The sequence below is a fragment of the Xanthomonas sp. DAR33341 genome (assembly GCF_003992815.1).
In the GTDB taxonomy this organism is placed as follows: Bacteria; Pseudomonadota; Gammaproteobacteria; order Xanthomonadales; family Xanthomonadaceae; genus Xanthomonas; species Xanthomonas cissicola.
Genome location: NZ_QEYV01000034.1, coordinates 297,860 through 320,889 on the forward strand (window position 1 = coordinate 297,860; position 23,030 = coordinate 320,889).

General features: G+C 65.2%; 15 protein-coding genes, 2 pseudogenes and 1 riboswitch. Of the genes and pseudogenes, 13 read left to right on the forward strand and 4 right to left on the reverse strand.

Annotated features, from left to right (window positions below):
* The first annotated feature begins 444 nt into the window (after positions 1-444).
* From EO156_RS17560 to EO156_RS17570, 3 genes are all read left to right on the forward strand, one after another.
* A complete protein-coding gene (locus tag EO156_RS17560) occupies positions 445-990 on the forward strand; it encodes a DUF2058 domain-containing protein (protein ID WP_026007269.1) in 546 nt (181 codons plus the stop codon).
* 239 nt (positions 991-1,229) lie between these two features.
* Positions 1,230-1,787, forward strand: coding sequence for a DUF3228 family protein (locus EO156_RS17565; protein ID WP_026007268.1), 558 nt, complete (start codon positions 1,230-1,232; stop codon positions 1,785-1,787).
* A gap of 150 nt (positions 1,788-1,937) precedes the next feature.
* On the forward strand, positions 1,938-2,624 hold the full coding sequence (locus EO156_RS17570) for a sulfotransferase family protein (protein WP_016851317.1): 687 nt from the start codon (positions 1,938-1,940) through the stop codon (positions 2,622-2,624).
* Positions 2,625-2,827: 203 nt separating this feature from the next.
* On the opposite strand, the gene EO156_RS24045 is transcribed toward EO156_RS17570, so the two are convergent.
* Positions 2,828-3,046, reverse strand: a complete 219-nt coding sequence (locus tag EO156_RS24045; protein ID WP_162098680.1) for a hypothetical protein — start codon at positions 3,044-3,046, stop codon at positions 2,828-2,830.
* 69 nt (positions 3,047-3,115) lie between these two features.
* On the opposite strand from EO156_RS24045, the gene EO156_RS17575 reads away from it, so the two are divergent.
* Both EO156_RS17575 and EO156_RS17580 read left to right on the forward strand, forming a co-directional pair.
* Positions 3,116-4,048 (forward strand): sulfotransferase domain-containing protein, encoded by a 933-nt coding sequence (locus EO156_RS17575; protein WP_016851315.1) that lies wholly within the window; start codon positions 3,116-3,118, stop codon positions 4,046-4,048.
* A gap of 32 nt (positions 4,049-4,080) precedes the next feature.
* Positions 4,081-4,863 (forward strand): class I SAM-dependent methyltransferase, encoded by a 783-nt coding sequence (locus tag EO156_RS17580; protein WP_016851314.1) that lies wholly within the window; start codon positions 4,081-4,083, stop codon positions 4,861-4,863.
* A 231-nt stretch (positions 4,864-5,094) separates the two neighbouring features.
* On the opposite strand, the gene ahcY is transcribed toward EO156_RS17580, so the two are convergent.
* A complete protein-coding gene (gene ahcY / locus EO156_RS17585; RefSeq protein ID WP_016851313.1) occupies positions 5,095-6,537 on the reverse strand; it encodes an adenosylhomocysteinase in 1,443 nt (480 codons plus the stop codon).
* Between the two features lie 31 nt (positions 6,538-6,568).
* Positions 6,569-6,682, reverse strand: a riboswitch (S-adenosyl-L-homocysteine riboswitch).
* A gap of 172 nt (positions 6,683-6,854) precedes the next feature.
* On the opposite strand from ahcY, the gene EO156_RS17590 reads away from it, so the two are divergent.
* The 6 genes and pseudogenes from EO156_RS17590 to EO156_RS17615 all read left to right on the forward strand — a co-directional run.
* Positions 6,855-9,326: a prolyl oligopeptidase family serine peptidase gene (locus EO156_RS17590; protein WP_026007267.1), complete on the forward strand. Its 2,472-nt coding sequence runs from the start codon at positions 6,855-6,857 to the stop codon at positions 9,324-9,326.
* Positions 9,327-9,611: 285 nt separating this feature from the next.
* Positions 9,612-12,326 (forward strand): phosphoenolpyruvate carboxylase, encoded by a 2,715-nt coding sequence (gene ppc, locus EO156_RS17595; protein WP_029828095.1) that lies wholly within the window; start codon positions 9,612-9,614, stop codon positions 12,324-12,326.
* A gap of 137 nt (positions 12,327-12,463) precedes the next feature.
* Positions 12,464-13,036, forward strand: coding sequence for a TetR/AcrR family transcriptional regulator (locus EO156_RS17600; protein WP_003485218.1), 573 nt, complete (start codon positions 12,464-12,466; stop codon positions 13,034-13,036).
* Positions 13,033-14,070, forward strand: a complete 1,038-nt coding sequence (locus EO156_RS17605) for a DUF4105 domain-containing protein (protein WP_016849660.1) — start codon at positions 13,033-13,035, stop codon at positions 14,068-14,070. Before EO156_RS17600 ends, EO156_RS17605 begins: the two co-directional genes overlap by 4 nt.
* Positions 14,067-16,061 (forward strand): hypothetical protein, encoded by a 1,995-nt coding sequence (locus EO156_RS17610; RefSeq protein WP_016849659.1) that lies wholly within the window; start codon positions 14,067-14,069, stop codon positions 16,059-16,061. The genes EO156_RS17605 and EO156_RS17610 overlap by 4 nt, the downstream gene beginning before the upstream one ends.
* Before the next feature lie 32 nt (positions 16,062-16,093).
* A pseudogene (locus EO156_RS17615) lies at positions 16,094-16,310 on the forward strand (OmpA family protein); the annotation flags it as partial.
* A gap of 137 nt (positions 16,311-16,447) precedes the next feature.
* Here EO156_RS17615 and EO156_RS17620 read toward each other — a convergent pair.
* A pseudogene (locus EO156_RS17620) lies at positions 16,448-16,796 on the reverse strand (hypothetical protein).
* Between EO156_RS17620 and EO156_RS17625 the strand changes: the two are divergent.
* Complete coding sequence (locus tag EO156_RS17625; protein WP_026006945.1) at positions 16,795-19,566, forward strand: TonB-dependent receptor; 2,772 nt, start codon at positions 16,795-16,797, stop codon at positions 19,564-19,566. The pseudogene EO156_RS17620 and the gene EO156_RS17625 sit on opposite strands and share 2 nt — an antisense overlap.
* A complete protein-coding gene (locus EO156_RS17630) occupies positions 19,556-21,169 on the forward strand; it encodes a histidine-type phosphatase (protein ID WP_016849656.1) in 1,614 nt (537 codons plus the stop codon). The genes EO156_RS17625 and EO156_RS17630 overlap by 11 nt, the downstream gene beginning before the upstream one ends.
* A gap of 569 nt (positions 21,170-21,738) precedes the next feature.
* On the opposite strand, the gene metK is transcribed toward EO156_RS17630, so the two are convergent.
* Positions 21,739-22,950 carry a methionine adenosyltransferase gene (gene metK, locus EO156_RS17635; protein ID WP_005910819.1) on the reverse strand — a complete coding sequence of 404 codons (1,212 nt, stop codon included), beginning with the start codon at positions 22,948-22,950 and terminating at the stop codon, positions 21,739-21,741.
* Positions 22,951-23,030: the final 80 nt, after the last annotated feature.

The window sequence follows — 23,030 nt, forward strand, 5'->3', positions numbered from 1 at the left end:
GCAAAAATCAGTGAGCCAGGCGGCCGTTGCAATCTCGCCTGCACCTGCCTTGTCAAATCGAGGCTTGGCGATAGGCAAAGCTCATCGTTAGCATGCGGCGCATGCAACGTGGCCGGCGCATCTGGCCAGAACGTCTCTGTTGACATAGATCAGCTGCTTCGCGTTGTTTACTGCCGGCACCTTGCACGTCACCTTTGCATGCCGCGCTGCCCTCGTGCGGCAAAGCCAAGGTGCCGATGCGCGGCTTGCACGCTGCATCCGCATCGCGCCGAGCAGCAATAGCTCGCCGCAGCGGCGATATGCCCGAACGCGCGGATGGCTGCGTCTGGCAGCGGCACGGCCGCAATCCGGACCACCGGCATTGCCAACGGCTCGGCCCGGCTACGACGATGGGGTGGCGCTGGCCGCGTTAAACTAGGCGCCAGTCCACTGCCCAGCCTCCCGATGCGCAATCCATTGCAAGAACAGCTGCTCAAGGCCGGCCTGGTGAAAAAAGCCCAGGTGGACAAGGTTGCGCGCGAACAGGTCAAACAGCGCCATGCCAAGGGCGCGGCGGTGCAGCCGGCGGCGTCGGACAAGGTCGATGCGGCGCGCCTGCAGGCCGAGCGTGCCGAGCGCGATCGTGCGCTGGCCGAAGAGCGCAACGTGCAGGTGCGCCGGCTGGAAGTGCTCGCGCAGGTGCGGCAGATCGTGGAGACCAACAAGGTCAAGCGCGAAGGCGAGATCGACTACCGCTTCAACGACGGCAGCGTGATCCGCAGCGTGCTGGTGAACACGGTGCTGCGCAGCCAGTTGGCCAACGGCGCGCTGGTGATCGTGCGCTACGGTGATGGTTTTGAGCTGATTCCGCGCGCGGCCGCCGACAAGGTTTACAGCCGCGATGCCGATGCCGTGGTGCTGGACCACGGACGCAACAGCGCGCCGGCCGCGCCCGATAGCGATGACGACTACTACAGCCAGTTCAAGGTGCCGGACGATTTGATCTGGTAGCGCTGGCGAACCCCCGCATTGGGTGGTTGCCAGACGGATCCAGCTCCACCGCGTGCGCCACACCGCTGCGTGATGCGTACCTGCATGGTGTCGGTGGGTGTTTGGTGACTGCCCGAAACCAGGCTGAGTAGGTGCGCGCACCAGTCCGATCGCCGCGCGGTCGGCTGATGGTGATTCAACGTAGTCGTGCGGACGCCTGCGCGCTACCCTGGCGCTCTTTGTCGCCGCACAGTCTGCTCATGTCGATCGTCTTGACCCCGTTCGCCCGCACCCGCCTGTTTCCGCGCGATAGGCGTCGCAATGCCATCCAGGACTGCACGCCGGAGCAGTTCATCCAGCGGCTCAACGACGCCGCGCCGCTACGCGTGATCGAGGGCTATGCGCCGTTTTGCCAATTGCATGTACACCGCAACTGGACTTCGACCCGCTGCCTCACTATTCCCATCACCGATGACAACCGGCACCTGCTGCGTTCCGGCTACGAGGCGCGCAGCACGCAGGAATTGGCCGTGCTGGTGCGTTGGTTCGAAGGTGTCGAGCCAACGGTGGCCGCCTATCTGCTGCCCATCCTCTACAGCCGCGAGCAGTTGGCCAGGGAAGGCACGCCCATCGAGGCTGACTGGGGTGTGGTCGGTTGTCTCTACACCGCAGAGCCGGACGAAATTCCGATGGCACCGATCACCATGTTGCGCAATGCCTTGGGTGTGGAAGAGGGTGGCTCGGGCACGCCGCTGGACCGCGATGCGTATCGGCGTAGCGTGGCGTTCTGGGAGCGCAATGCCAATTGGCGTGGGTGAGCGTGTCGCTCTGGTCCGCGTTCTCGTCCGCCAATTGAATTGCGCGCGGTGCGTGTAGTTGCCACATCCATCCTGACTGCCAGTACCGGGACGTACGCCATGGGTGCGTGCTAGGTTGCCGCCCTGCGTGTAATGGATCGGAGAATCGCCATGTCGTTACAAGTGCTTGGTGCTGGCCTAGGCAGAACCGGGACGCTGTCGCTGAAGTTCGCGCTGGAACATTTGGGATTTGGACCCTGTTATCACGCCACGGAGGTCGCCGCGAACATGCGTACGGCACTGCCGCTGTGGAATGCCGCCGAGCGCGGTGCTGCAGACTGGTCGGCCATCTTCGCCGGCTACCGTTCGAGCACCGACCATCCTGGTTGCTATTACTGGCGGCAATTGATTGAGGTCTATCCGCAGGCCAAGGTCGTCCTGACGGTGCGCGATCCGGACAGCTGGTTCGAATCGGTAACCCAGACCATCCTGATGCCAGGCAGAAAGAGCACCTTCGTCGGCCCCGAAGGCGAAACATTCAGTACGTTTTTGAAACAGCAGATGGGTGGGCGCAGTCAGGACCGCGCCTTCATGGTGGACTACTTCAACCGCTGGAATCAGGCAGTGATCGACACGGTGCCATCCGATCGGCTGCTGGTGTTCTCGTCTCGGCAAGGCTGGGCGCCATTGTGCGGCTTCCTCAGCGTGCCGGTGCCGCACAAGCCTTACCCACACTTGCATGCACGGCCGCGGCTGCGTTGGTTTACGCGCGGCTTGCGTCTGCCGGATGACGTTGCCGCACGCGAGCGGCATGTACGCGAATATCTGCAGTACCTGCGCGAAGATCTGTTCGGATAAACGCACATTGTGTGTCTTATTCTGCGACACATGCCTGGTAATTTGATTTTAAAAATAAAGTACCAACCATAATGTTGATTGGGCATATGACTATTGCTAGCCTGAATAAGGCGAATGTTAGGTTCCGCCATTTCTGAAACTTCCAAAAGAGGTGCGTGATGAAAATTGCAAAAACCATGCTGTCACTCGTGTTTTCGAAGATTCTAAAAATGTTTGGTCCGCGCAAGGTGGCGTATATCTATACGCAGTAACTGCAATGCCAGGGCGGGCTTGGTCGGATGGCCCGCATGCACGCGCATCGTCGGCGACGGCGATGCGCGTTGCCGCAGGTCAACGGTGGCCTGCAAGTGCAGTGTGCGGATGTGCAGCGGCGCGTTACGCGGTATTGCCGGGCCTTCGAGCCGGGCGCGGATGTGGATCATGCGGCTGCGAGGTGTTGGCGCGTGCACAGCCGATGAGTCCGATGCGATGACAACCGACAGGACGCCGATGTGGGCATGCCCTCCAAGCAGCGCGAATATTCCAATCGCTTTTTCGACTCGACAGTCTGGAACGACTTCGCCTTTCGTGACGACGATGTCGTCATCGCCAGCTATGCCAAGGCAGGGACGACCTGGGTGCAGCAGATCGTCGCGCAACTGATCTTCGGCGGCGCCGAGGAGATCGAGGTCTCGCGGCTGTCGCCCTGGTTCGACTCGGTGTATCCGGACAAGGCCACCAAGCAGCGCCTGCTCGCCGAGCAACGCCATCGCCGCTTCGTGAAAACGCATCTGCCCGCCGATGCGCTGGTGCTGTCCGAACGTGCCCGCTATCTCTACGTTGGCCGCGATGCGCGCGACATCGTCTGGAGCCTGTACGACCACCAGCGGGCAGTTAGCGCGGATGCGCAGGCGCGTCTGGATGCGGAGCCGTCCAGCAACGGTAAATTGAGGGTGATGCCGCCGCCCACGTGCTCGGTCGAGGACTATTTCCAGACCTGGATGCGTGCGGACGGTGCGCCGCTGTGGCCGTTCTGGGAGGGCATGCGTTCCTGGTGGGCGCTGCGCGATTACGACAACGTGCTGCTGGTGCATTACGCCGCGTTGCTGCACGACCTGCCTGCACAAGTGCGGCGCATTGCCGCATTCCTGGATATCCCGCTGGATGCCCCGTGCTGCGAGCGCGTGCTGGCGCACTGCAGTCTGGACTACATGCGCGCGCATGCGGCGCGCTACGTTCCACAGGGCGCCGGTTTCTGGCGCAACGGCGGTCGAGCCTTCTTCAATCAGGGTCTCAATGGGCGGTGGCGCGACCGACTGGCGCCGGCAGTCGATACGGCCTATCGGCAGCATGTTGTCGCCGAGCTTGGCGCCGAGTGCGCGCGTTGGCTGGCCACGGGCGATGTTGCGTCGTCGGCGCACGCGACGACCGGGATGGTTGCTTAGGGGTGGCTAGCGAGTCTTTCGCGGAGAACGGTATGGGTGGATCGTCGGCGCACGCCTACGATCAGGTGTCGCAGTACTACGATCGCCTGAGGGACCACTGGGCCGTTGCCAGTGCAGCGCAGTGTGCGCAGGCATTGGCGGCGATGGTCGGCAGCGGCACGGCGCTGGAGTTGGGGGTCGGCACCGGCCGCATTGCGCTGCCGCTGGCAGCTGGCGGCGCGACAGTCTGCGGCATCGACAACTCGCCTGGCATGTTGGACATGCTGCGTGCAAAGCCCGGTGCGGAGCGACTGACCCTGGTCTGCGCCGATTTCGTCGATGTCCCGGTCGCCGGGCCGTTCGACCTGATCTATTCGGTGTACTCGCTCGGCTATCTGTTGACGCAGGATGAGCAGTTGCGTTGCCTGCGCGCCGTGCGCGAGCGCCTGGCAACCTCCGGCGTGTTCGTCCTGCAGACGATGGTGCCGCAGGCGGAGACGTTGCTGGCGGACGGCAAGGTGAAGTCGTTGGAGGCGCCGGCCCTGGGCGAAGGCGACGTGCCGGTGATGCTGATGTGCTCCAGCGCCGATCCGGCCCGGCAACTGATCCAGCAGCGCATCGTGATGATCGGGGAGTCGGCGACCCGCGTCTTCAACGATCGCTATCGCTACCTCTGGCCTTCCGAGCTGGATCTGATGGCACGGATCGCCGGCTTGCGCTTGCGGGCCAGATGGGGCGACTGGAGCGGGCAGCCCTTTACCGCGCGCAGCCGTAGCCAGATTTCCGTGTATGAGCCCGCCGTGATGGATGCAGACGAGGCGAGCGCACGCGGCTGACGGTGCCATCGGCGAAGATCGGCCAACGGCGGCGGCTGCAAGTGCCACCGTGTTGGTGGCCTTGGCCGCCGGGCGGTCTGCCACTTTCAGCCGACCACAGCGCAGGCGACGACGCGTAGCGCGATGCGTGCGCAGATCCAGCTTCGACGTCGTGCCGATCCTGGCCTTGATGCATAACGGGCGCCTTGCGGCGCCCGTTGATTCGCATTGTCGAGGGCGCGCGCCCAGGTCTCAGTAGCGGTAATGATCCGGCTTGTACGGGCCAGCCACGTCCACGCCGAGGTAGTCGGCCTGGTCCTTGGTGAGGGTGGTCAGCTTCACGCCGATCTTTTCCAGGTGCAGACGCGCAACTTCTTCATCCAGGTGCTTGGGCAGGATGTAGACCTTCTTCTCGTAGGTGTCGCGCTTTTCCCACAGGTCGATCTGCGCCAGGGTCTGGTTGGCGAACGAGTTGGACATCACGAAGCTCGGGTGGCCGGTGGCGCAGCCCAGGTTCACCAGGCGGCCGTCGGCCAGCAGGAAGATCGCGTTGCCGTTGGGGAACACGTACTTGTCCACCTGCGGCTTGATGTTGATCTTCTGCACGTCCTTCAGCGCCTTGAGCGCATCGACCTGGATCTCGTTGTCGAAGTGGCCGATGTTGCAGACGATGGCCTGGTCCTTCATCGCCTGCAGGTGCTCGACGGTGATGATGTCCTTGTTGCCGGTGGTGGTGACGTAGATGTCGGCACGGCCCAGGGTGGATTCGATGGTGTTGACTTCGAAACCTTCCATCGACGCCTGCAATGCGCAGATCGGGTCGATTTCAGTGACGATCACGCGGGCGCCATAGGCGCGCAGCGAGGCAGCGCTGCCCTTGCCGACATCGCCGTAGCCGCAGACCACGGCGACCTTGCCGGCCAGCATCACGTCCATTGCGCGCTTGAGGCCATCGGCCAGCGACTCGCGGCAGCCGTAGAGGTTGTCGAACTTGCTCTTGGTGACCGAGTCGTTGACGTTGATGGCCGGGATCAGCAGCTTGCCGGCTTCGGCGATCTGATACAGGCGGTGCACGCCGGTGGTGGTCTCTTCGGAGACGCCCTTCCAGTCCTTGACCACGCGCGCCCAGTAGCCCGGGCGCTCGACGGCGACACGCTTGAGCAACGCCTTGATGACGCCCTCTTCGTGCGAGGAGGCTGGTTCGTCCACCCAGGTGCTGCCGTTTTCGAGCTCGTAGCCCTTGTGGATCAGCAGGGTGACGTCGCCGCCGTCGTCCACCACCAGCTCCGGGCCGGTGAGGGTGCCGTCGGGCAGGGTGAAGGTCAGCGCGTCCAGGGTGCAGTCCCAATACTCTTCCAGCGTCTCGCCCTTCCAGGCGAACACGGGGGTGCCGGTCGCGGCGATCGCCGCGGCGGCGTGGTCCTGGGTGGAGAAGATGTTGCACGAGGCCCAGCGCACATCGGCGCCGATGTCCTTGAGCGTTTCGATCAGCACGGCGGTCTGGATGGTCATGTGCAGCGAGCCGGTGATGCGCACATCCTTCAGCGGCTTGGTCTGCGCATGCTTGCGGCGGATCGACATCAGGCCCGGCATCTCGTGCTCGGCGATGTCCAGCTCCTTGCGGCCCCAATCGGCCAGGGAGATGTCGGCAATCTTGTAATCGGTGTGCGGGGTAATCTTTGTGACAGCGTTCATGCAATGGCTCCGGTAGGCAAACGAATGTCTGCAATTCCGGGCGCCGTTGAACGGTAACTGCTGGTCGAGCCTGGCCGTATGTACCGCACCTGTGGTGCAGTGAGCGGATCAGTCCGCCCTACCGGTCGCAGCGCCCCTCGACGAGAGCGTCGATTATATCGGCAGCACCCCCGTCCGGCATGAATTGGTGCCCACCCCCCACCAACGGCAGGGGAGCGGCCGACGGGCGGCTGCTATGGTCGCAGGTCGATGATCACCGGGGACGGACAATGCAGGCGAAACGGCATGCGCAAGGCTGGCGGCAGCACACATGGGCGTTGGCAGGGGCACTGGCATTGAGCGCACCCGTGCTGGCCGTGGCGGCAGGCCCGGCGGCCGTGCAAGCAGCGACGGCGGCAGGCAGCGGGTATCAGCTGCCGTCCAAGGCGCTGCAGGCGGTAGTGGATGCACCGCGCGCGCCGCTGCTGCAGCTGTCGCCCAAGCGCGATCAGGCTGCGATGCTGCAACTGCCGGCACTGCCGGACATTGCCGAAGTGGCCCAGCCGGAGCTGAAGCTGGCCGGCCTGCGTATCCATCCGAAGACCTTTGCCGCCAGTCGGTTTTCGTTCGCCAGCAAGCTGTGGCTGCTGTCAGTGGCCGATGGCAGCGAGCGGCAGATCGCCGGGCTGCCGTCGCCGCTGTCGCTGGCCGATCTGAGCTGGTCGCCGGATCAACGCTATCTGGCGTTCCGCCGCGAAGATGCTGCCAGCGGCGCCAACGAACTGTGGCTGGTGGACGTGGCGGCCGGGCAGGCGAAGCGCCTGGCGACTGGCCTGAACACCAGCGTCAGCGACGAGCTGCGGTGGCTGCCCGATGGCAGCGGTTTGCTGCTGCAGCAGCAAGTCGCCGGGCAGGGCGCGCCACCGACCCGCGATGCGACGCCGACCGGCCCGGCTACCCAGCAGACCAGTGCGGCCGCCGGGGTGCGCTCGCTGCCCACCTACCAGGACCTGCTGCGCAACGAGGCCGATGCGCGCGTGTTCGAGTACTACGCCACCGGCCAGCCGATCATCGTCACCGTGGCCGGGCAGGTACGTCCGATCGCCACGCCGGGCATCTATCTCAACCTGTCGGTGTCGCCGGATGGCCGTTACATCCTGAGCGAACGCAGCGAGCGGCCGTTCTCGTATCTGGTGCCGTTAGACAACTTCGCGCGCCGCATCGAGGTGCTGGACCTGCAGGGCAAACTGGTGCGCCAGATCGCGCAGCTGCCGTTGGTGGAAGGCTTGCCGACCGGTAACGACGCGGTGCCGACCGGGGTGCGCGACATCGCCTGGCGGCACGATGCGCCGGCCACGCTGGTGTGGGCCGAAGCGCAGGACGGTGGCGACCCGGCACGCGAGAGCAAGGTCCGCGATGCGGTGCGGATGCAGGCCGCGCCGTTCAACCGCGCACCGGTGACGCTGGCGCAGTTGGGCAGCCGGTTCGAAGCCATCCAATGGGGCCGCGGCGATCTGGCGATCTTGAGCGAAAGCTGGTGGAAGACCCGCCGCACCAAGCAATGGCGCATCGCACCGGATCAACCGCAACGCGCGCCCGAACTGCTGTGGGACCGCTCCTCGCAGGACCGCTACAAGGACCCGGGCACGCCGGCGACGGTGGCCGACGGCAACGGCCGCCCGCTGCTGCAGACCAGCAGCGATGGCAACAGCCTGTTCCTGTTCGGCAAGGGCGCTTCGCCGGAAGGCGACCGCCCGTTCGTGGATCGATTCGATCTGCGCAGCAAGCAGGCCACGCGGCTGTTCCACTCGCAGGCGCCGACCTATTCGGCACCGCTGGCCTTGTTGGACGCGCAGGCCACGCAACTGCTGCTCAGCCGCGAATCGCCGGAGGAACCGGCCAACTATGTCGTGCAGACGCTGGGCGACGCAGCGCCTGAGCCACGCGCACTCACCCACTTCGAACACCCACTCCCGCAGTTGCGCGGCGTGCAGAAGGAGCAGATCCGCTACAAGCGTGCCGATGGTGTAGAGCTCACCGCCACGCTGTTGCTGCCGCCTGGTTACGACCCCAAGCGCGATGGCCCGCGGCCGCTGTTGATGTGGGCTTACCCGGGCGAATTCAAAAGCGCCGACAGCGCCAGCCAGGTCACCGACTCGCCGTACCGTTTCAACGCGATCAGTTACTGGGGGCCGCAGGCGTTTCTGGCGATCGGCTATGTGGTGCTCAACAACCCGAGCATGCCGATCGTGGGCGAAGGCGATGCAGAACCCAACGACACCTATGTGCCGCAGCTGATCGCCGATGCGCAGGCGGCCGTGGACGAAGTGGTGCGGCGCGGCGTCACCGACCGCGAGCACATCGCCATCGGCGGGCATTCCTACGGTGCCTTCATGACCGCCAACCTGCTCGCGCACACGCGCCTGTTCAAGGCCGGCATCGCACGCAGCGGCGCCTACAACCGCACGCTCACCCCGTTCGGTTTCCAGGCCGAAGAGCGCAATTACTGGCAGGCGCAATCGGTGTACCAGGCGATGTCGCCATTCAATTACGCCGACAAGATCAAGGACCCGCTGCTGCTGATCCACGGCCAGGACGACAACAATACCGGCACCTTCCCGATCCAGAGCGAGCGCATGTTCGCTGCGATCAAGGGACTGGGCGGGACTGCGCGCCTGGTACTGTTGCCCAACGAATCGCATGCGTACCGCGCGCGGCAATCGATCATGCAGATGCTGGCCGAAAGCGAGCAGTGGTTGAAGACCAATGTCGGCGATCCCGCGCAGGCGGAAGTGCCGTCCAAGCGTTGATCGTCGTCGCACGCAAAGCGGTGCGAACGCAACGCGGATCGTCGCACCGCACGTAGGAGCGCACCCGGGCGCGATGTGGCTTTACCGGTAAAGCCTGGTCGCGCCCGGGTGCGCTCCTACGCATTGCTTGCCGGTGCCGGGTGACGGATTCCAGTGGCGCGCACGAACGTGGGCGGCGCTTGGTGCAGGATGGTTCGCTCTGAAACCGTCCTGCGCGTCGCGATCATCTAATCCTTTTGGGTTAGTCTTCGACGACTTTGCGCTTGAAGAGGGTGTGCGTTTCCGATGAACGAGTACCGCAGCAGTCTTGTGTTCGCGACCCCCGATCTTCCCTTGCGCGACGATGTGCGTCGGCTCGGCGCGCTGGTGGGTGATCTGCTCGCCGAGCAGGTCTCTGCGGAATTCCTCGATGAAATCGAACGCGTGCGCACCACCGCCATCTCGCGGCGCGAAAGCGATGCCCCACCGTCCACGCTGAGCGAACAACTCGCCGGTCGGCAGCCGCGTGACGCCGAAGCGCTGGTCCGGGCATTCAGTACCTATTTCCAGGTGGTCAATATCGCCGAGCGCGTGCACCGCATCCGCCGCCGTCGCGAATATCAGCGCAGCGGCACCGACACGCCGCAGCCCGATGGCCTGCATGACGCATTGCGCCGGCTCAAGGCGCAGGGCGTGACCCTGGACGAACTCAGCCAATGGTTGCCGCGCATCGACGTGGAGCCGGTGTTCACCGCGCATCCCACCGAGGCGGTACGGCGCGCGCTGCTGGAAAAAGAGCAGCTGATGGTCGCCAGCCTGGTCGACAACCTGGACGGCATGCGCACGCCCAACGAGCGTGCCAGCGATGCCGCGCGCTTCCGCATGGCCTTGACCGCGTCGTGGCAGACCGCCGATTCCTCGCCGGTGCGCCCCACCGTGGACGACGAGCGCGAGCATGTGGGCTTCTACCTCACCCAGGTGCTCTACCGCGTCATCCCGGTGATGTACGAAACGCTCGAACATGCCATCGAAGAAACCTACGGCAGCGTGCCGGCATTGCCGCGCCTGCTGCGCTTCGGCACCTGGGTGGGCGGCGACATGGACGGCAATCCCAACGTGGATGCCAAGACCATCGCCGGGACGCTGGACGCGCAGCGGCGCGCGGTGCTGGACCGTTATCAAAAAGAACTCTGGCAGTTGGCCAGCCTGCTCAGCCAATCGACCACGCTGGTACAGGTGAGCGGCGAACTCACCGCGCAGCTGGAACGCTACCGCGCGCTGCTCCCCGACGCCGCCGCGCGTTCGCGCCCGCGCCATGGCGACATGCCGTACCGCCTGCTCAACGACCTGATGCGCGCGCGCCTGCAGGCCACCCTGGACGATGCCGATGGCGCCTATGCCGCTCCATCGGAGCTCGAACACGATCTGCAGCTGATCCTGGACAGCCTGCAGGCCAACAAGGGCCTGCATGCCGGTTGGTTCGCGGTACGGCGCCTGTTGTGGCGCGTGCGCAGCTTCGGTTTCCATCTGGCGCGGCTGGACGTGCGCCAGGAATCGAGCGTGCATGCGCGGGCAGTGGCCGATGCCCTGGGCCAGACCGACTGGGACGCACAGGACGCCACCCAGCGCGCCGCCGTGCTCGGCCCGTATGCCGCAGGGCAAGACCCCTTGCCGCGCGTGGACGATGAAGGCAATGCACGGTTGGATGCGGTATTCGCCGCGCTTGCCGATGCACGTACCCGCCACGGCGCCGATGCATTGGGCAGCTACATCATCTCGATGGCGCATAACCGCGCCGACGTGTTGACCGTGCTGGCACTGGCGCGGCGTGGCGGTCTGGTCGACGACGCCGGCGCTGTGCCGCTGGATATCGTGCCGCTGTTCGAAACCGTGGACGATCTGCGCGGCGGTACCGGCACCGTGCAGGACCTGCTGGCCGACCCGGTCTATCGCCAGCATCTGGCCGCACGCGGCGATACCCAGATGGTGATGCTGGGCTATTCGGACAGCGGCAAGGACGGCGGCATCGCCGCCTCGCGCTGGGGCCTGCAACGCGCGCAGGTCGAGCTGCTGGAAGCGGCCGCCGAGTTGGGCGTGCGGCTGACCTTCTTCCACGGCCGAGGCGGCTCGATCGCGCGCGGCGGCGGCAAGACCAGCCGCGCGCTGGATGCCGCACCGCGCGGCAGCGTGGATGGGCGCCTGCGCGTGACCGAGCAGGGCGAGGTGATCCACCGCAAATATGGCATCCGCGCATTGGCGTTGCGCTCGCTGGAGCAGATGACCGGCGCGGTGCTGCTCTCGAGCCTGCGCCCGCGTGCGCCCGAGCCGCGCGAGGCGCGTTGGCGCCCGGTGATGGATCTGGTGGCCGAACGCAGCACGGTCGCGTATCGCGCCTTCGTCGGCGCGCCGGAGTTCATGCAGTACTTCCGCCTGGCCACGCCGATCGATGTGATCGAACGCATGACGCTGGGTTCGCGCCCGTCGCGGCGGCTGGGCCAGGACGCGGCGCTGTCCAACCTGCGTGCGATTCCGTGGGTGTTTGCGTGGAGCCAGGCGCGTGCGGTGATTCCCGGCTGGTACGGCGTGGGCAGCGGCCTGCAGGCGGCGGTGGATGCCGGGCATGAAGAGACCTTGCGCGAAATGGCGCAGGACTGGCCGTTCTTCCGCACCTTTCTGGACGACATCGCCATGGTGTTGTCCAAGGGCGATCTGAACATCGCCGAGTTGTTCTCGCGCTTGTCCGGCGACCTGCACACGCGGTTTTTCCCGCTGATTCGCGACGAACTGGCATTGACCAAGGGCTGGGTGAAGGCGCTGCTGCAACAACAGTCGCTGTTGCAGCACGACCCGCGGCTGGCGTTGTCGATCCGCCTGCGCAATCCCTACATCGACCCGATCAGCGTGCTGCAGGTGGATCTGCTGCAACGCTGGCGCGCCACCGATGGCGAAGACGAAGCGCTGCTGCGTGCGCTGGTGGCCTGCGTCAATGGCGTCTCGCAAGGCGTGCAGAACACCGGCTGATCGCATGGCCGGCTGCAGGGACGGGCAGGGGACAGCTCCACCGCAAGCCAACGGCAACCACGCCGTTGGTCGGAGCGCGCGCGCAAGCGGCAAGCGGACTCTGGTGTAAACGGACAAATCTGTCCGATAATGCCGGCATGATGACTTCCCGCCCCGATGCCGCGCTGCGCCGCCGGCAGATTCTCGATGCCGCCGACGAAGTGTTCAGCGAACATGGCGTCAATGCCCCGCTGGAGCTGGTGGTGGAGCGCGCCGGATTGGGGCGCGCCACCCTCTATCGCAATTTCCCCGATCGGCTGGCGCTGATGACGGCATTGATGGCGCGTGGCCTGGATGGGCTGGAGCGCCTTGCCGCCGACCTCGCCGACCGTCCGGATGGCCTGGCGGTGCTGCTGCACGATGTCGCCGAGCACATCGCCCAGTCGTCGCCGCTGGTGGATTTCTGGCGCTCGATCGAACGCGCGCACCCGGCGGTGGAGGCAGCAGATCGGCGTGCGGTCGGCATCTTTCTGCCATTCGTCCATCGCGCCCGCGACGCCGGGCTGTGCCGGGCCGATGTCGACGAGGAGCAAGTGCTGTTGGTGATCGACATGCTGGGGAGCTGTCTGCGCGGCAACGATGAGGCAGAACGCAAACGGCTCGCGCATCGCTCGGCCGATCTGCTGATGCATGCGCTGGGCATGCAGGTGCCCGCAGGCGGCACGCGATGACACCGGCCACCCGTGCCCGCATCGGTCGCTGGGCACTGCGCGTTGCGCTGGTGCTGGCCGCCGGATGGGGTGGCCTGGCGATTTATTACGCACTGACCGGCAACGCCTTCGTACGCGCCGGGTGGGTGGCCTCGTGGTGCGCGATGGCGGTGGCAGCGTTATGGGGGCTGCGTCGTGGCCGCGAGAATTGGGCCCTGGTGGGCATCTTCAGTGCCGCATTCGTGGTGCTGGCGGTGTCGTGGTGGATGATGCAGCCCAGCCAGGACCGCGACTGGGCCGACGATGTCGCCCAGCGTCTGCAGCCGCAGGTGCAGGGAAGCATCGTCACCCTGCACAACGTGCGCAATTTCGATTGGCGCAGCGAGACCGACTATGTGCCGCATTGGGAGACGCGGCGATACGATCTGAACCGCCTGGTCAGCGCAGATCTTGCGCTCTCGTACTGGATGGGACCGGCGATTGCGCACACGCTGGTGTCGTTCGGCTTCGATGACGGTTCGCACGTGGTGTTTTCGCTGGAAATCCGCAAGGAACGTGACGAATCGTTTTCCGCGTTGGGCGGATTCTTCCGCAGTTTCGAAGAAACCCTGGTCGCCGCCGACGAACGCGACATCCTGCGCGTCCGCACCAACGTGCGTGGCGAAGACATGTACCTGTATCGCCTGGCGATTCCCAAGGCCGGATTGCGCCGCATGTTCATGGGGTACGTGGAGCTGGCCAACGAACTCGATCGCAAGCCGGCGTTCTACAACACGCTCACCAGCAACTGCACCACGATCGTGTTTGCGCTGGTCCGGCAATTGCAGCCCACATTGCCGCTGGATCACCGCCTGCTGCTGTCCGGCTATGTCGACCAATACGCCTACGACCATCACGGCCTGATGCCCGGTTATCCCTTCGCCACCTTGAAGCAGCGCGGGCACTTCACCGCGCGTGCGATCGCCGCCGACAAGGCTGCGGATTTTTCTGCACGCATCCGTGCCGGCATGCCGCTGGCGCCGGCGCCAGGCGCAACCGCGACCACGCCGCGATGAGGCCGCGCATGCCCCGATCCCGTGCCGCCGCATTCCTGGCGGGCGTGCTGGCAAGTGTGTGGTTGAGCGGCTGCGCCATGGTGACGGTGCAGTCGCGCAACAGCGGCGACTACATCGCGCAAACGCGTGGCGATGTGCTGAGCACCGGTGAATTGAGTCAGTCCGGCAGCGAGACCCTGCAGGTTGCCGGCCTGCAGCCCAAGGCCTGCCGCACCGCACCGCTGCCGTGCCTGCAGCAGCTCACCAGTGAGGCCGGTATCGGCGATGAGCGGCGTTTGGCCACGCAGGCAGAATTATGGACCGCGCGTGCCATCGCGCTGAGCGGGCGCAACCCCACCACGATGAGCGATGCCGCAGTGGAGGCCTGGTTGGAAGCAGCGCGGCATGCGTATGCGTACCTGTTTTTCACCGCGCGTGCGCCCAGCGCGCGGGCGTTCGAGAACCGTCAGTCGCAGGTGCGCGATTACTACAATTACGCCGTGCAGCAGGTGGTGGAGCGCCTGTTCGCACGGTCGCAGCAAACCGGCGAAACCACTCCGGCATCCACCACGGTCGGGCGCTGGCAGCTCGACGTCGATCTGTCCGCCTACCGGCTGCCGGGTGACGGCAATACACCACGTGCGATCTTCGCCGCCTCGGCGCTGCGCTTCAATGGCCTGCGCAGCACCTACCGGCGCGATGGATTCGGCGCCGAGCTGGTCGCGGAAGTGGACCCGCAAGTGGTTGGCGATCCCGCTGGGCTGGCGTTGCAGCAAGCCGTCGCGGCGGCCGCGGCGCCCGATCGGCCGCTACCGACGTTCAGCGAAATGCCGTACGCGCCGGCAACGATATTGCTGCGTTTCGAGGGCGAGACGCTCGCTGAGGTGTTGCGCAGCCACCTGGTCACCGTGGTGCCGTACGACCCGTATCGCCAGAACGACGTGGTGCTGCATGGCCAACGTGTGCCGCTGGCGGGCAACTTCACTGCCGCGTATGGATTGTGGCTGGCCAAGTCCGGATTTGCGGAGCAGTCGCTGCGGTCGATGCTGGGCAGCGCACGCGGTATCGATCGTCCGCACCTGTATCTGATGCAGCCCTACGATCCCGACCGACGCGTGCTGCTGATGCTGCACGGTCTGGCCAGCAGCCCGGAGGCCTGGGTCAATGTGGCCAACGAAGTGATGGGCGATGAAACGCTGCGCCAGCGTTACCAGATCTGGCAGGTGTATTACCCGACCAACGCGCCGATGGCGATCAATCGTGCGGAAATCCAGTCGCTGGTGGAACGTAGCCTGCAGCACTTCGATCCGTCCGGCCGTGCGATCGCGTCGCACGACATGGTGTTGGTCGGGCACAGCATGGGCGGGGTGATCGGGCGGCTGCTGGTGTCGCCCTCTGGTGAGCAATTGTGGGATTCCCTGCTGCAGAACTACCGGCTGGACGGCGAACGCGGCGCGCGGATCCGCGCCAAGTTGTGGCCATTGCTGCACTTCTCGCCGATGCCGCAAGTGGACCGCGCCATCTTCATCGCCGCGCCGCATCGCGGTACGCCATTGGCCGAGGGCGGGCTGGGGCGGTTTGTCGGTAAATTGATACGCCTGCCGGGCGCGTTGCTGGATCGCTTCGGCGATGTGATGCAGGACCTGGCCAACAGCGAACGCGACGATCCGGGCGGCGCTCCCCGCCGCAAAGGCCGCGCGTTGGTGCCCACCAGCATCGACAACCTGCGCGACACCGATCCGTTCGTGCGCGCCACGATGGACCTGCCGATCTCTCCAAACGTGCAGTACCACACCATCATCGGGCGCGAGAAGCCGCAGGTACCGTTGGCCGATTCCGACGACGGCCTGGTGCCGTATCGCAGCGCGCATCTGGATGGCGCTGCTTCGGAACTGGTGGTGACCTCCTGGCACAGCGTGCAGGAAACGCCGCAGGCCATTCTGGAGATTCGTCGCATCCTGCATGTGCAGTTGCAGGCGGAGCAACAGGCCTCGCACGCGCCGGGCCGCTAGGCTGCAGGTCGGGCGGTTCCGATTCCGCGTGCTCCAATGCCAAGGGCAGCGATGATGACAACCGGGCGCTGTCCAGGCGCGGCGCCAATGCCGTGCTGGCGGCGTTGCGCGCCCGTGGTGCCGCGCAGTCGGCCAACGCAAAAGGCCATGGCGAATCGCAGCCGGTGGCGCCCAAATACCGTCAACGGCCAGGACAATCCGGGTGGGCGGCAGCTCAATCGACGGGTGGAGATCTTCCTGCGTACCTGACGCAGGCGTGGCGGGCGGGGGAGAGCGCTTGACCGCGTTGGTGCCGATTGCCTTGCGTGCACCGTGACGCGCGTCGGTCGCAGGCTGGCTGGTGGCCGAAGGCTGCCGGCTACACCCGCCGTCCGCGTGCGCAACCATCACATGATTGAGATGCGTCTGCGCCACAACCAGAGCCCGTGCATCGCGTCACCGGCGCGCATGCCCTGCTGTCGGTGGATGTTTGCGCTAGGCAGGCAGCGCACCCCGTCGACAATTTTCGCCTCCATACGGCAACGACTGTGCCGACTTGCGCATGCGTTGCGCGCATTTGTCATGTTCGCAATTACGGTCACCAAACTGACATGCCGCATCACCACCATGCGCGGCGCCTGCTTACAGGCGTGATGCAGTTCCGCCTCCGCTGGCTGCTTCGCTTCCTCACATTCGCGGCGGCGCAGCCTTGGTGCATGTCCATGGCGCGCTGCTGCATTCATCGGATTGGATCATGATCGTTCGTTGTTCGCTGTTGCGTCCTTCGCGGTTGTCGCAGGCGCTGTGTTTGTCGTTGTGCGCCCTGTGCGGCCATGCTGCGGCCCAAGAGACGCAGGCCACCACGCCCGCACAGGGCGAGATGGCAACCCTGGACAAGGTCACGGTCGCTGCCACGCGCTACAACGCGACCGACATGCAGATGGCCGCCACCAATACCGTCAACGTGCTGTCGGCCGACGATCTCAAGACCACCGCCGTGCACAACGTCGCCGAAGCGCTGGGCCTGATGCCGGGCGTCAACGTGATCAATACCGGGCAGTCGTATTTCGGCGGCATCGATGGCGCCGCGCGCGGCGAGGGCATGTTCTCATCGGTGCGCGGCCTCAATGCCGAATACAACGTCAACCTGATCAACGGCATCAACGTCGCGCAAGGCATGCCGTACAGCCGCGGCGTGCAATTGAGCCTGCTGCCGCCCTCGGGCCTGCAGACCATCGTGTTGAACAAGACCTCCACCGCCGACATGGACGGCGATGCGATCGGCGGCACCATCGATTACCGCACGCCCAGCGCATTCGATTCGCCCGATCGCCAGGGCGGCAGCGTGACCTTGAGTGGACGCCTGGAAAGCCGTGCACGCGACTACGGCGATTCCGGGCTGGGCAGTGGCGCAGCCGGCGATTGGCATGCGCGTTTTGGCGATGCCGGGCAGTTCGGCGTGTCGGTCAGTGCGTATTACGACGAGCGCCATTTCGTGAACAGCGAAGTGGCCTCTGCCTCGGCTGCACGCAACGATGGCGCATGGAAATTCGCACGTGCCGATGCCAGCGGCAATCTGGCCGCTGGCGCCGACCCGCAAGAGGTCCTGCAGAGCACCGGCGTCAATATCGGTTACTCGCAGGGCGATACACGCCGCTATGGCGGCAACGCGGCCTTCGATTGGCGCGTGGATCCCAGCTTGCATCTGTACGCACGCATGACCTACGCCTTCGCCAAGACCGAGCAGAACACCGGCTACACGCAGTTCGTGCCGGCCAATGTCAGTTTCACGCAAATCGGCAGCAGCGGCGCGTATCAGCCGCAGATCAATCGCGTCGCAGTGCGTTATTGGTACGAAACCAACCCCGAAGAGGCCGACCTCGCCACCGTGCAGTTCGGCGCAGAAAAGCAGCTCGGCCATTGGACATTCGCGCCCAACATCTTCTACGGCACCGGTAATAACGACCGCCCGGATCACGTGGAAATCTCCGCGCGCAACGACCAATACAGTTCGACCAACTTCGCCTACGGCGCCAACCGTTTCATCAGCTACAACGGCGACGGTTTCCCGATTCCATTGCTCACCCCGGCCATGCAGGCGCAGGCCTCGGACGTGGGTAGCCTGTATGCGCGACGCACCGGGCAGATTTCCAAGCAATACAGCGGCCAGGACAAGGGCGGCGGCAAGTTCGACGTGGCATATGACCTCGATGCGGGGCTGCTCAACCGCATTGCCTTTGGCGTGAAGTATGTCGACAGCTCGCGCAGCTTTACCGATCGCGATTGGACCAATGCCAAGTACACCGACGGTACCTTGTTGCGCGATACCGGCCTGACCGCGCAGCGCTACGATGCGGTCTATCCAGGCCAATACGCGTTTCCCACCGTACGCCTGAGCAATGCAGCGCTCAACGACCTGATCGCACGCACGCTCACCCCCGCCAGCTTCGACAGTTGCGGCCAGTTGGCGATCAACAATCTCAACTGCAACACCATGCGCGCAACCGAAGCGGTGAGCGCTGCCTATGCGATGGCCACCTTGCGCAGCGGCAACTGGGAAATCCTGCCCGGCGTGCGCTTCGAACATACCGCCATCACCAACACGTTCTGGGCGCAGCCGGCCGCCATCCACGGTGCCGAGCAGGTCGGCGCATTCGCCAACAACCACACGCGCTACAACGTCGCCTTGCCCAGCGTGTTCGTCAATTACCGGCCCGATGGCGATGGCGCGGTGTATCGCGGCTCGGTGTGGACCAGCTACACGCGCCCGGCCTTCGTGCAGCTGGGCGGCGGCCGCTCCACCGACATCTCCAGCGATGGCCAGACCACCATCACCGAAGGCAACCCGGATCTGAAACCGATCAAGTCGCTCAACGTGGACCTGTCCGGCGAATGGCAGAACGACAGCGGCGGCCATGCCATGCTGGCAGGCTATTACAAGCGCCTCACCGATTACATCTACGAAAGCGGTTCCAACGCCGCCAATGCCGGCGAAAGCGAAAGCGGCAATATCCGTTTCGTGCGTCCGCAAAACGGCGGCGACGGCCGCGTGCTGGGTATCGAAGCGGCCGTGCGGCAAACCTTCCAGGGCCTGCCCGCACCGCTGGATGGCTTCGGCATCGGTGCCAACATCACCCGCCAGACCACGCGCGTGGACCTGGGAGAAGAAGGCTTCGCACACGAACGTATCCAGAACGCGCCGAACCTGCTCGCCAATGCGGAGCTGTTCTACGAAAAGGGACCGTGGTCGGTCAACCTGAGCTATCACTACTCCGGCGAATACGTGTCGGTGTACGACTATCTCAACCAGGGCGCAAACTGGGACAACCTGTGGATCAAGCCGATCACCCGCGTGGACCTGCATCTGGGCTATGCACCGAACGATCACCTGCGCGTGGATCTGTCGGTGGCCAACCTCACCAAGCAGCACAGCTACTGGGCGCACGTCGGCCACGAGACCGATGCGATTTCCGACATCGTCGATTCCGGCATGACCAGCCTGTTGACCGCCAAGTATGCGTTCTGATCCCGCACGATTCGCATGCGACGACCTGCCAGGCGCGCAGCAAGATGCAGATGTCATGACGGACGCGCGGCATAGCGCAGGCCGTGCACGCGCCTGCGGTGGAACGGGGCAGTGGGCATTGCAACGCGCGTTGCTGGCCAGCGGTGGGGAGCCGCGATGGGCCGCCCGCGTTGTCGCGAGCGTAGGTGCCGCGATGGGGATCGCGGCACCTACGCGGCAGGCAAGACGCAGGCAGTGCGTCGGCATCGCACCGAGGTCTGGCGCGCCCCGTGCCACGCCGGTGGCAACCGGCAGCGTGCTGTGCCTGGTATTGGCGGCTGCGTTGGCGTTGGGCGGCTGCACCGCATCGGTCCAGAGCGTGTCCACAGCGCGCGCATCCACCACACACAGTGGCGATCAATCGACCGTCACCGCCGGCAAACAGGTGGGCACCGGAGCGCCAGCATCCGCGCAGAGCGCGCAACTGGAGCGCGTCGTGGTGGTGTTCCGGCATGGCGTGCGCGCACCGCTGCAAGGCGAGGCCGCCGCCGCGCACTATGCCGACCAACCCTGGCCGCAGTGGTCCACGCCTGCCAGCCTGCTCACTCCGCATGGTCGCCAAGGCGTGCGCTTGAGTGGCGAGTACCTGCGCCAGTGGTTGGTGCAGCAGGCGCTGTTGCCGCGCAGTGGGTGTCCGGCAACCGGCAGCATGTCGGTGTGGGCCAATACCGATCAACGCACCATCGAGAGTGGCGCCCTGCTGGCCGACGCGCTCGCACCTGGCTGCGGCATCGTCGCCGGGCATCGGGAGGCTGGCAGCAACGACCCGCTGTTTCGACCGATCGAAGCCGGCACGTTGCCGTTCGATGCGGCGGCAGCGGTCGCATCGATCCAGCAACAGACCGGAGGCCCTGCCGCCCTGCTGCAAGGCCACGCCGCCGAGCTGCAGGCACTGCAGCAGATTCTGGGCTGCACGCGGACGCCCTGCGATTTCGCGCAGATGCCTTCCACGCTGGCGCCGTCGGCCAACGGGCGTGGGCTTAAGTTAGGCGGGCCAATCGACCTGACCTCCGGCACCGGCGAGGTGTTGCTGCTGCAATACGCAGAGGGCCTGCCGCTTGCGCAGGTCGGTTGGGGACGTGCGACGCCCGAGCGCCTGGCCCAGGTCTCACGCTTGCACGCATTGCTGTTCGACATTTACGCACGGCCGCACTACATGGCCTCGCGTTCGGGCGCACCGCTGGCACGCGAGGTCTTGCAACGTTTCGGCGACGCGCAGGCGCCGAAGGTCTCGGTGTTCGTTGGCAGTGACACCCATATCGCCGCGTTGAGCAGTTTGCTGGGCGTGCACTTTCATCTCCCCGGCTACGGCGCCGACGATCCACCGCCGGGCGGCGCCTTGCTGCTGGAGCTATGGCGCCAACCGAATGGGCAGCAAGTGGTGCGTGCGCAGTATCTTGCGCAATCGCTGGATCAACTGCGGACGCTGGCGCCGCTAAATTTGGAGCATCCTCCGTTGCGGCAGAAGTTGGCGCTTGGCGTTTGCACAGCAGAGCAACGCATGGCGTGCCCGTTGAAGGCGTTCGCCCAGGCGTTGGAGGAACAGTTGCAACGCGAGCCTTGAACGCAACGCTGGGGCTGCGATGTGCAGGCGCCTTCAGCTCATCGAAGCATCCGCATGGAACCGATTGAACAAGATGCAGGCCATGACCAGTTAACCGAAGGCCGCTTTTCTTCCAGTTGTCGACAATGATCGGTGGTGCTTGCGCGCGTACCGGTGTGGGACCTTGAGCGGCATGGATGCCGCGCCAGAGCCTAGACGGACGTACTTGCGGCGTGTCCCACGCTGGTACGCGTGCAAGCGCCCGCAGCAAACCAAAGCAATCGCATGAAAATGCCGGATGTCGTGCGCAAGATCGATCGGAGTACGGAGTTGGTCGGCGGCGCGGCGCCGCATCCGGTGTCGGGACACGCCGTGAATCCGTCCCTGGCGGCTCGGTGGCGGCGTCCATGCCGCCACACGGTCCCGCCCCCGGACGCGGCGCCGCGCTTCCAACATTGCCACTGCTGATCGGCAGGCGATACTTCCCACGCTAGCCTCGATGACTGTACGCATTCCGCCAAAACGCAGATGGGCCGCATGTGCGGCCCATCTCACTTCTTGCCAGTTTCACTCCCGCAGGAGCAGTTGGCTTACTTCAGCTTGGCGGCGGCACGCAGTGCGTCGGCGCGGTCGGTCTTTTCCCACGAGAACGAGGTCGCGCTGTGCTGCGCGCCGGTGCCGTCGGTGTAGGTGAAGTCCTTCGGCTTGCGGCCGAAGTGGCCGTAAGACGCGGTCTGCTGATACATCGGGTGGATCAGGTCGAGCATCTGGATGATGCCGAACGGACGCAGGTCGAAGTGCTTGCGGATCAGCTTTTCGATCTGCTCGTCGGCGATCTTGCCGGTGCCGAAGGTGGTGACCGAAATCGAGGTCGGCTCGGCCACGCCGATGGCGTAGGAGACCTGCACTTCGCAACGGTCGGCCAGGCCGGCGGCCACCACGTTCTTGGCCACGTAGCGCGCGGCATAGGCAGCCGAACGGTCGACCTTGGACGGATCCTTACCGGAGAACGCGCCACCACCGTGACGCGCCCAGCCGCCGTAGGTGTCGACGATGATCTTGCGACCGGTCAGGCCGCAATCGCCCACCGGGCCGCCGATCACGAACTTGCCGGTCGGGTTGATGTGGAACTTGGTGCCCTTGTGCAGCCACTTGGCCGGCAGCACCGGCTTGAGGATTTCCTCGCGCACCGCTTCGATCAGGTCCTTCTGCTTCACGCCCGGGTCGTGCTGGGTCGACAGCACCACCGCATCGATCGCCGTCGCCACGCCGTCTTCATAGCGCAGGGTGACCTGCGACTTGGCGTCCGGACGCAGCCAGGACAGCGCCGAGTTCTTCTTCTTGCGGATCTTGGCCTGCTGCTCGACCAGGCGGTGCGAGAGGTGGATCGCCGCCGGCATGAAGCTGTCGGTTTCGTTGGTGGCATAGCCGAACATCAGGCCCTGGTCGCCCGCACCCTGCTGCTCGGGGTTCTTGCGATCCACGCCCTGGTTGATGTCCGGCGACTGCTTGCCGATCAGGTTGAGCACGCCACAGGTCTCGCCGTCGAAGCCGACGTCGGAGCTGTTGTAGCCGATGTCCAGAATGACCTTGCGGGTCAGCGCTTCCAGATCGATCCAGGCACTGGTGGTCACTTCGCCGGCCACGATCGCAACGCCGGTCTTGACCATCGTCTCGCAGGCCACGCGGGCGCGCTTGTCCTGGGCCAGGATGGCGTCCAGCACTGCGTCGGAGATCTGGTCGGCGATCTTGTCCGGATGGCCTTCGGAGACCGATTCGGAGGTGAACAGGTAGCTGGACATCAGGCTTATATCCCTTAATTCGGATGAAAAGATGGGTGCGGATGATACACGCCCCGTGTGTCGGTTGCATTGTGCGCCTG

What these genes read in the sequence shown, in the direction of transcription:
- EO156_RS17560 (WP_026007269.1), top strand. Translation starts at nt 445, where the DNA reads ATGCGCAATCCATTGCAAGAACAGCTGCTCAAGGCCGGCCTGGTGAAA.
- EO156_RS17565 (WP_026007268.1), top strand. Translation starts at nt 1,230, where the DNA reads ATGTCGATCGTCTTGACCCCGTTCGCCCGCACCCGCCTGTTTCCGCGC.
- EO156_RS17570 (WP_016851317.1), top strand. Translation starts at nt 1,938, where the DNA reads ATGTCGTTACAAGTGCTTGGTGCTGGCCTAGGCAGAACCGGGACGCTG.
- EO156_RS24045 (WP_162098680.1), bottom strand. Translation starts at nt 3,046, where the DNA reads ATGATCCACATCCGCGCCCGGCTCGAAGGCCCGGCAATACCGCGTAAC.
- EO156_RS17580 (WP_016851314.1), top strand. Translation starts at nt 4,081, where the DNA reads ATGGGTGGATCGTCGGCGCACGCCTACGATCAGGTGTCGCAGTACTAC.
- ahcY (WP_016851313.1), bottom strand. Translation starts at nt 6,537, where the DNA reads ATGAACGCTGTCACAAAGATTACCCCGCACACCGATTACAAGATTGCC.
- ppc (WP_029828095.1), top strand. Translation starts at nt 9,612, where the DNA reads ATGAACGAGTACCGCAGCAGTCTTGTGTTCGCGACCCCCGATCTTCCC.
- EO156_RS17600 (WP_003485218.1), top strand. Translation starts at nt 12,464, where the DNA reads ATGATGACTTCCCGCCCCGATGCCGCGCTGCGCCGCCGGCAGATTCTC.
- EO156_RS17605 (WP_016849660.1), top strand. Translation starts at nt 13,033, where the DNA reads ATGACACCGGCCACCCGTGCCCGCATCGGTCGCTGGGCACTGCGCGTT.
- EO156_RS17610 (WP_016849659.1), top strand. Translation starts at nt 14,067, where the DNA reads ATGAGGCCGCGCATGCCCCGATCCCGTGCCGCCGCATTCCTGGCGGGC.
- EO156_RS17625 (WP_026006945.1), top strand. Translation starts at nt 16,795, where the DNA reads ATGATCGTTCGTTGTTCGCTGTTGCGTCCTTCGCGGTTGTCGCAGGCG.
- EO156_RS17630 (WP_016849656.1), top strand. Translation starts at nt 19,556, where the DNA reads ATGCGTTCTGATCCCGCACGATTCGCATGCGACGACCTGCCAGGCGCG.
- metK (WP_005910819.1), bottom strand. Translation starts at nt 22,950, where the DNA reads ATGTCCAGCTACCTGTTCACCTCCGAATCGGTCTCCGAAGGCCATCCG.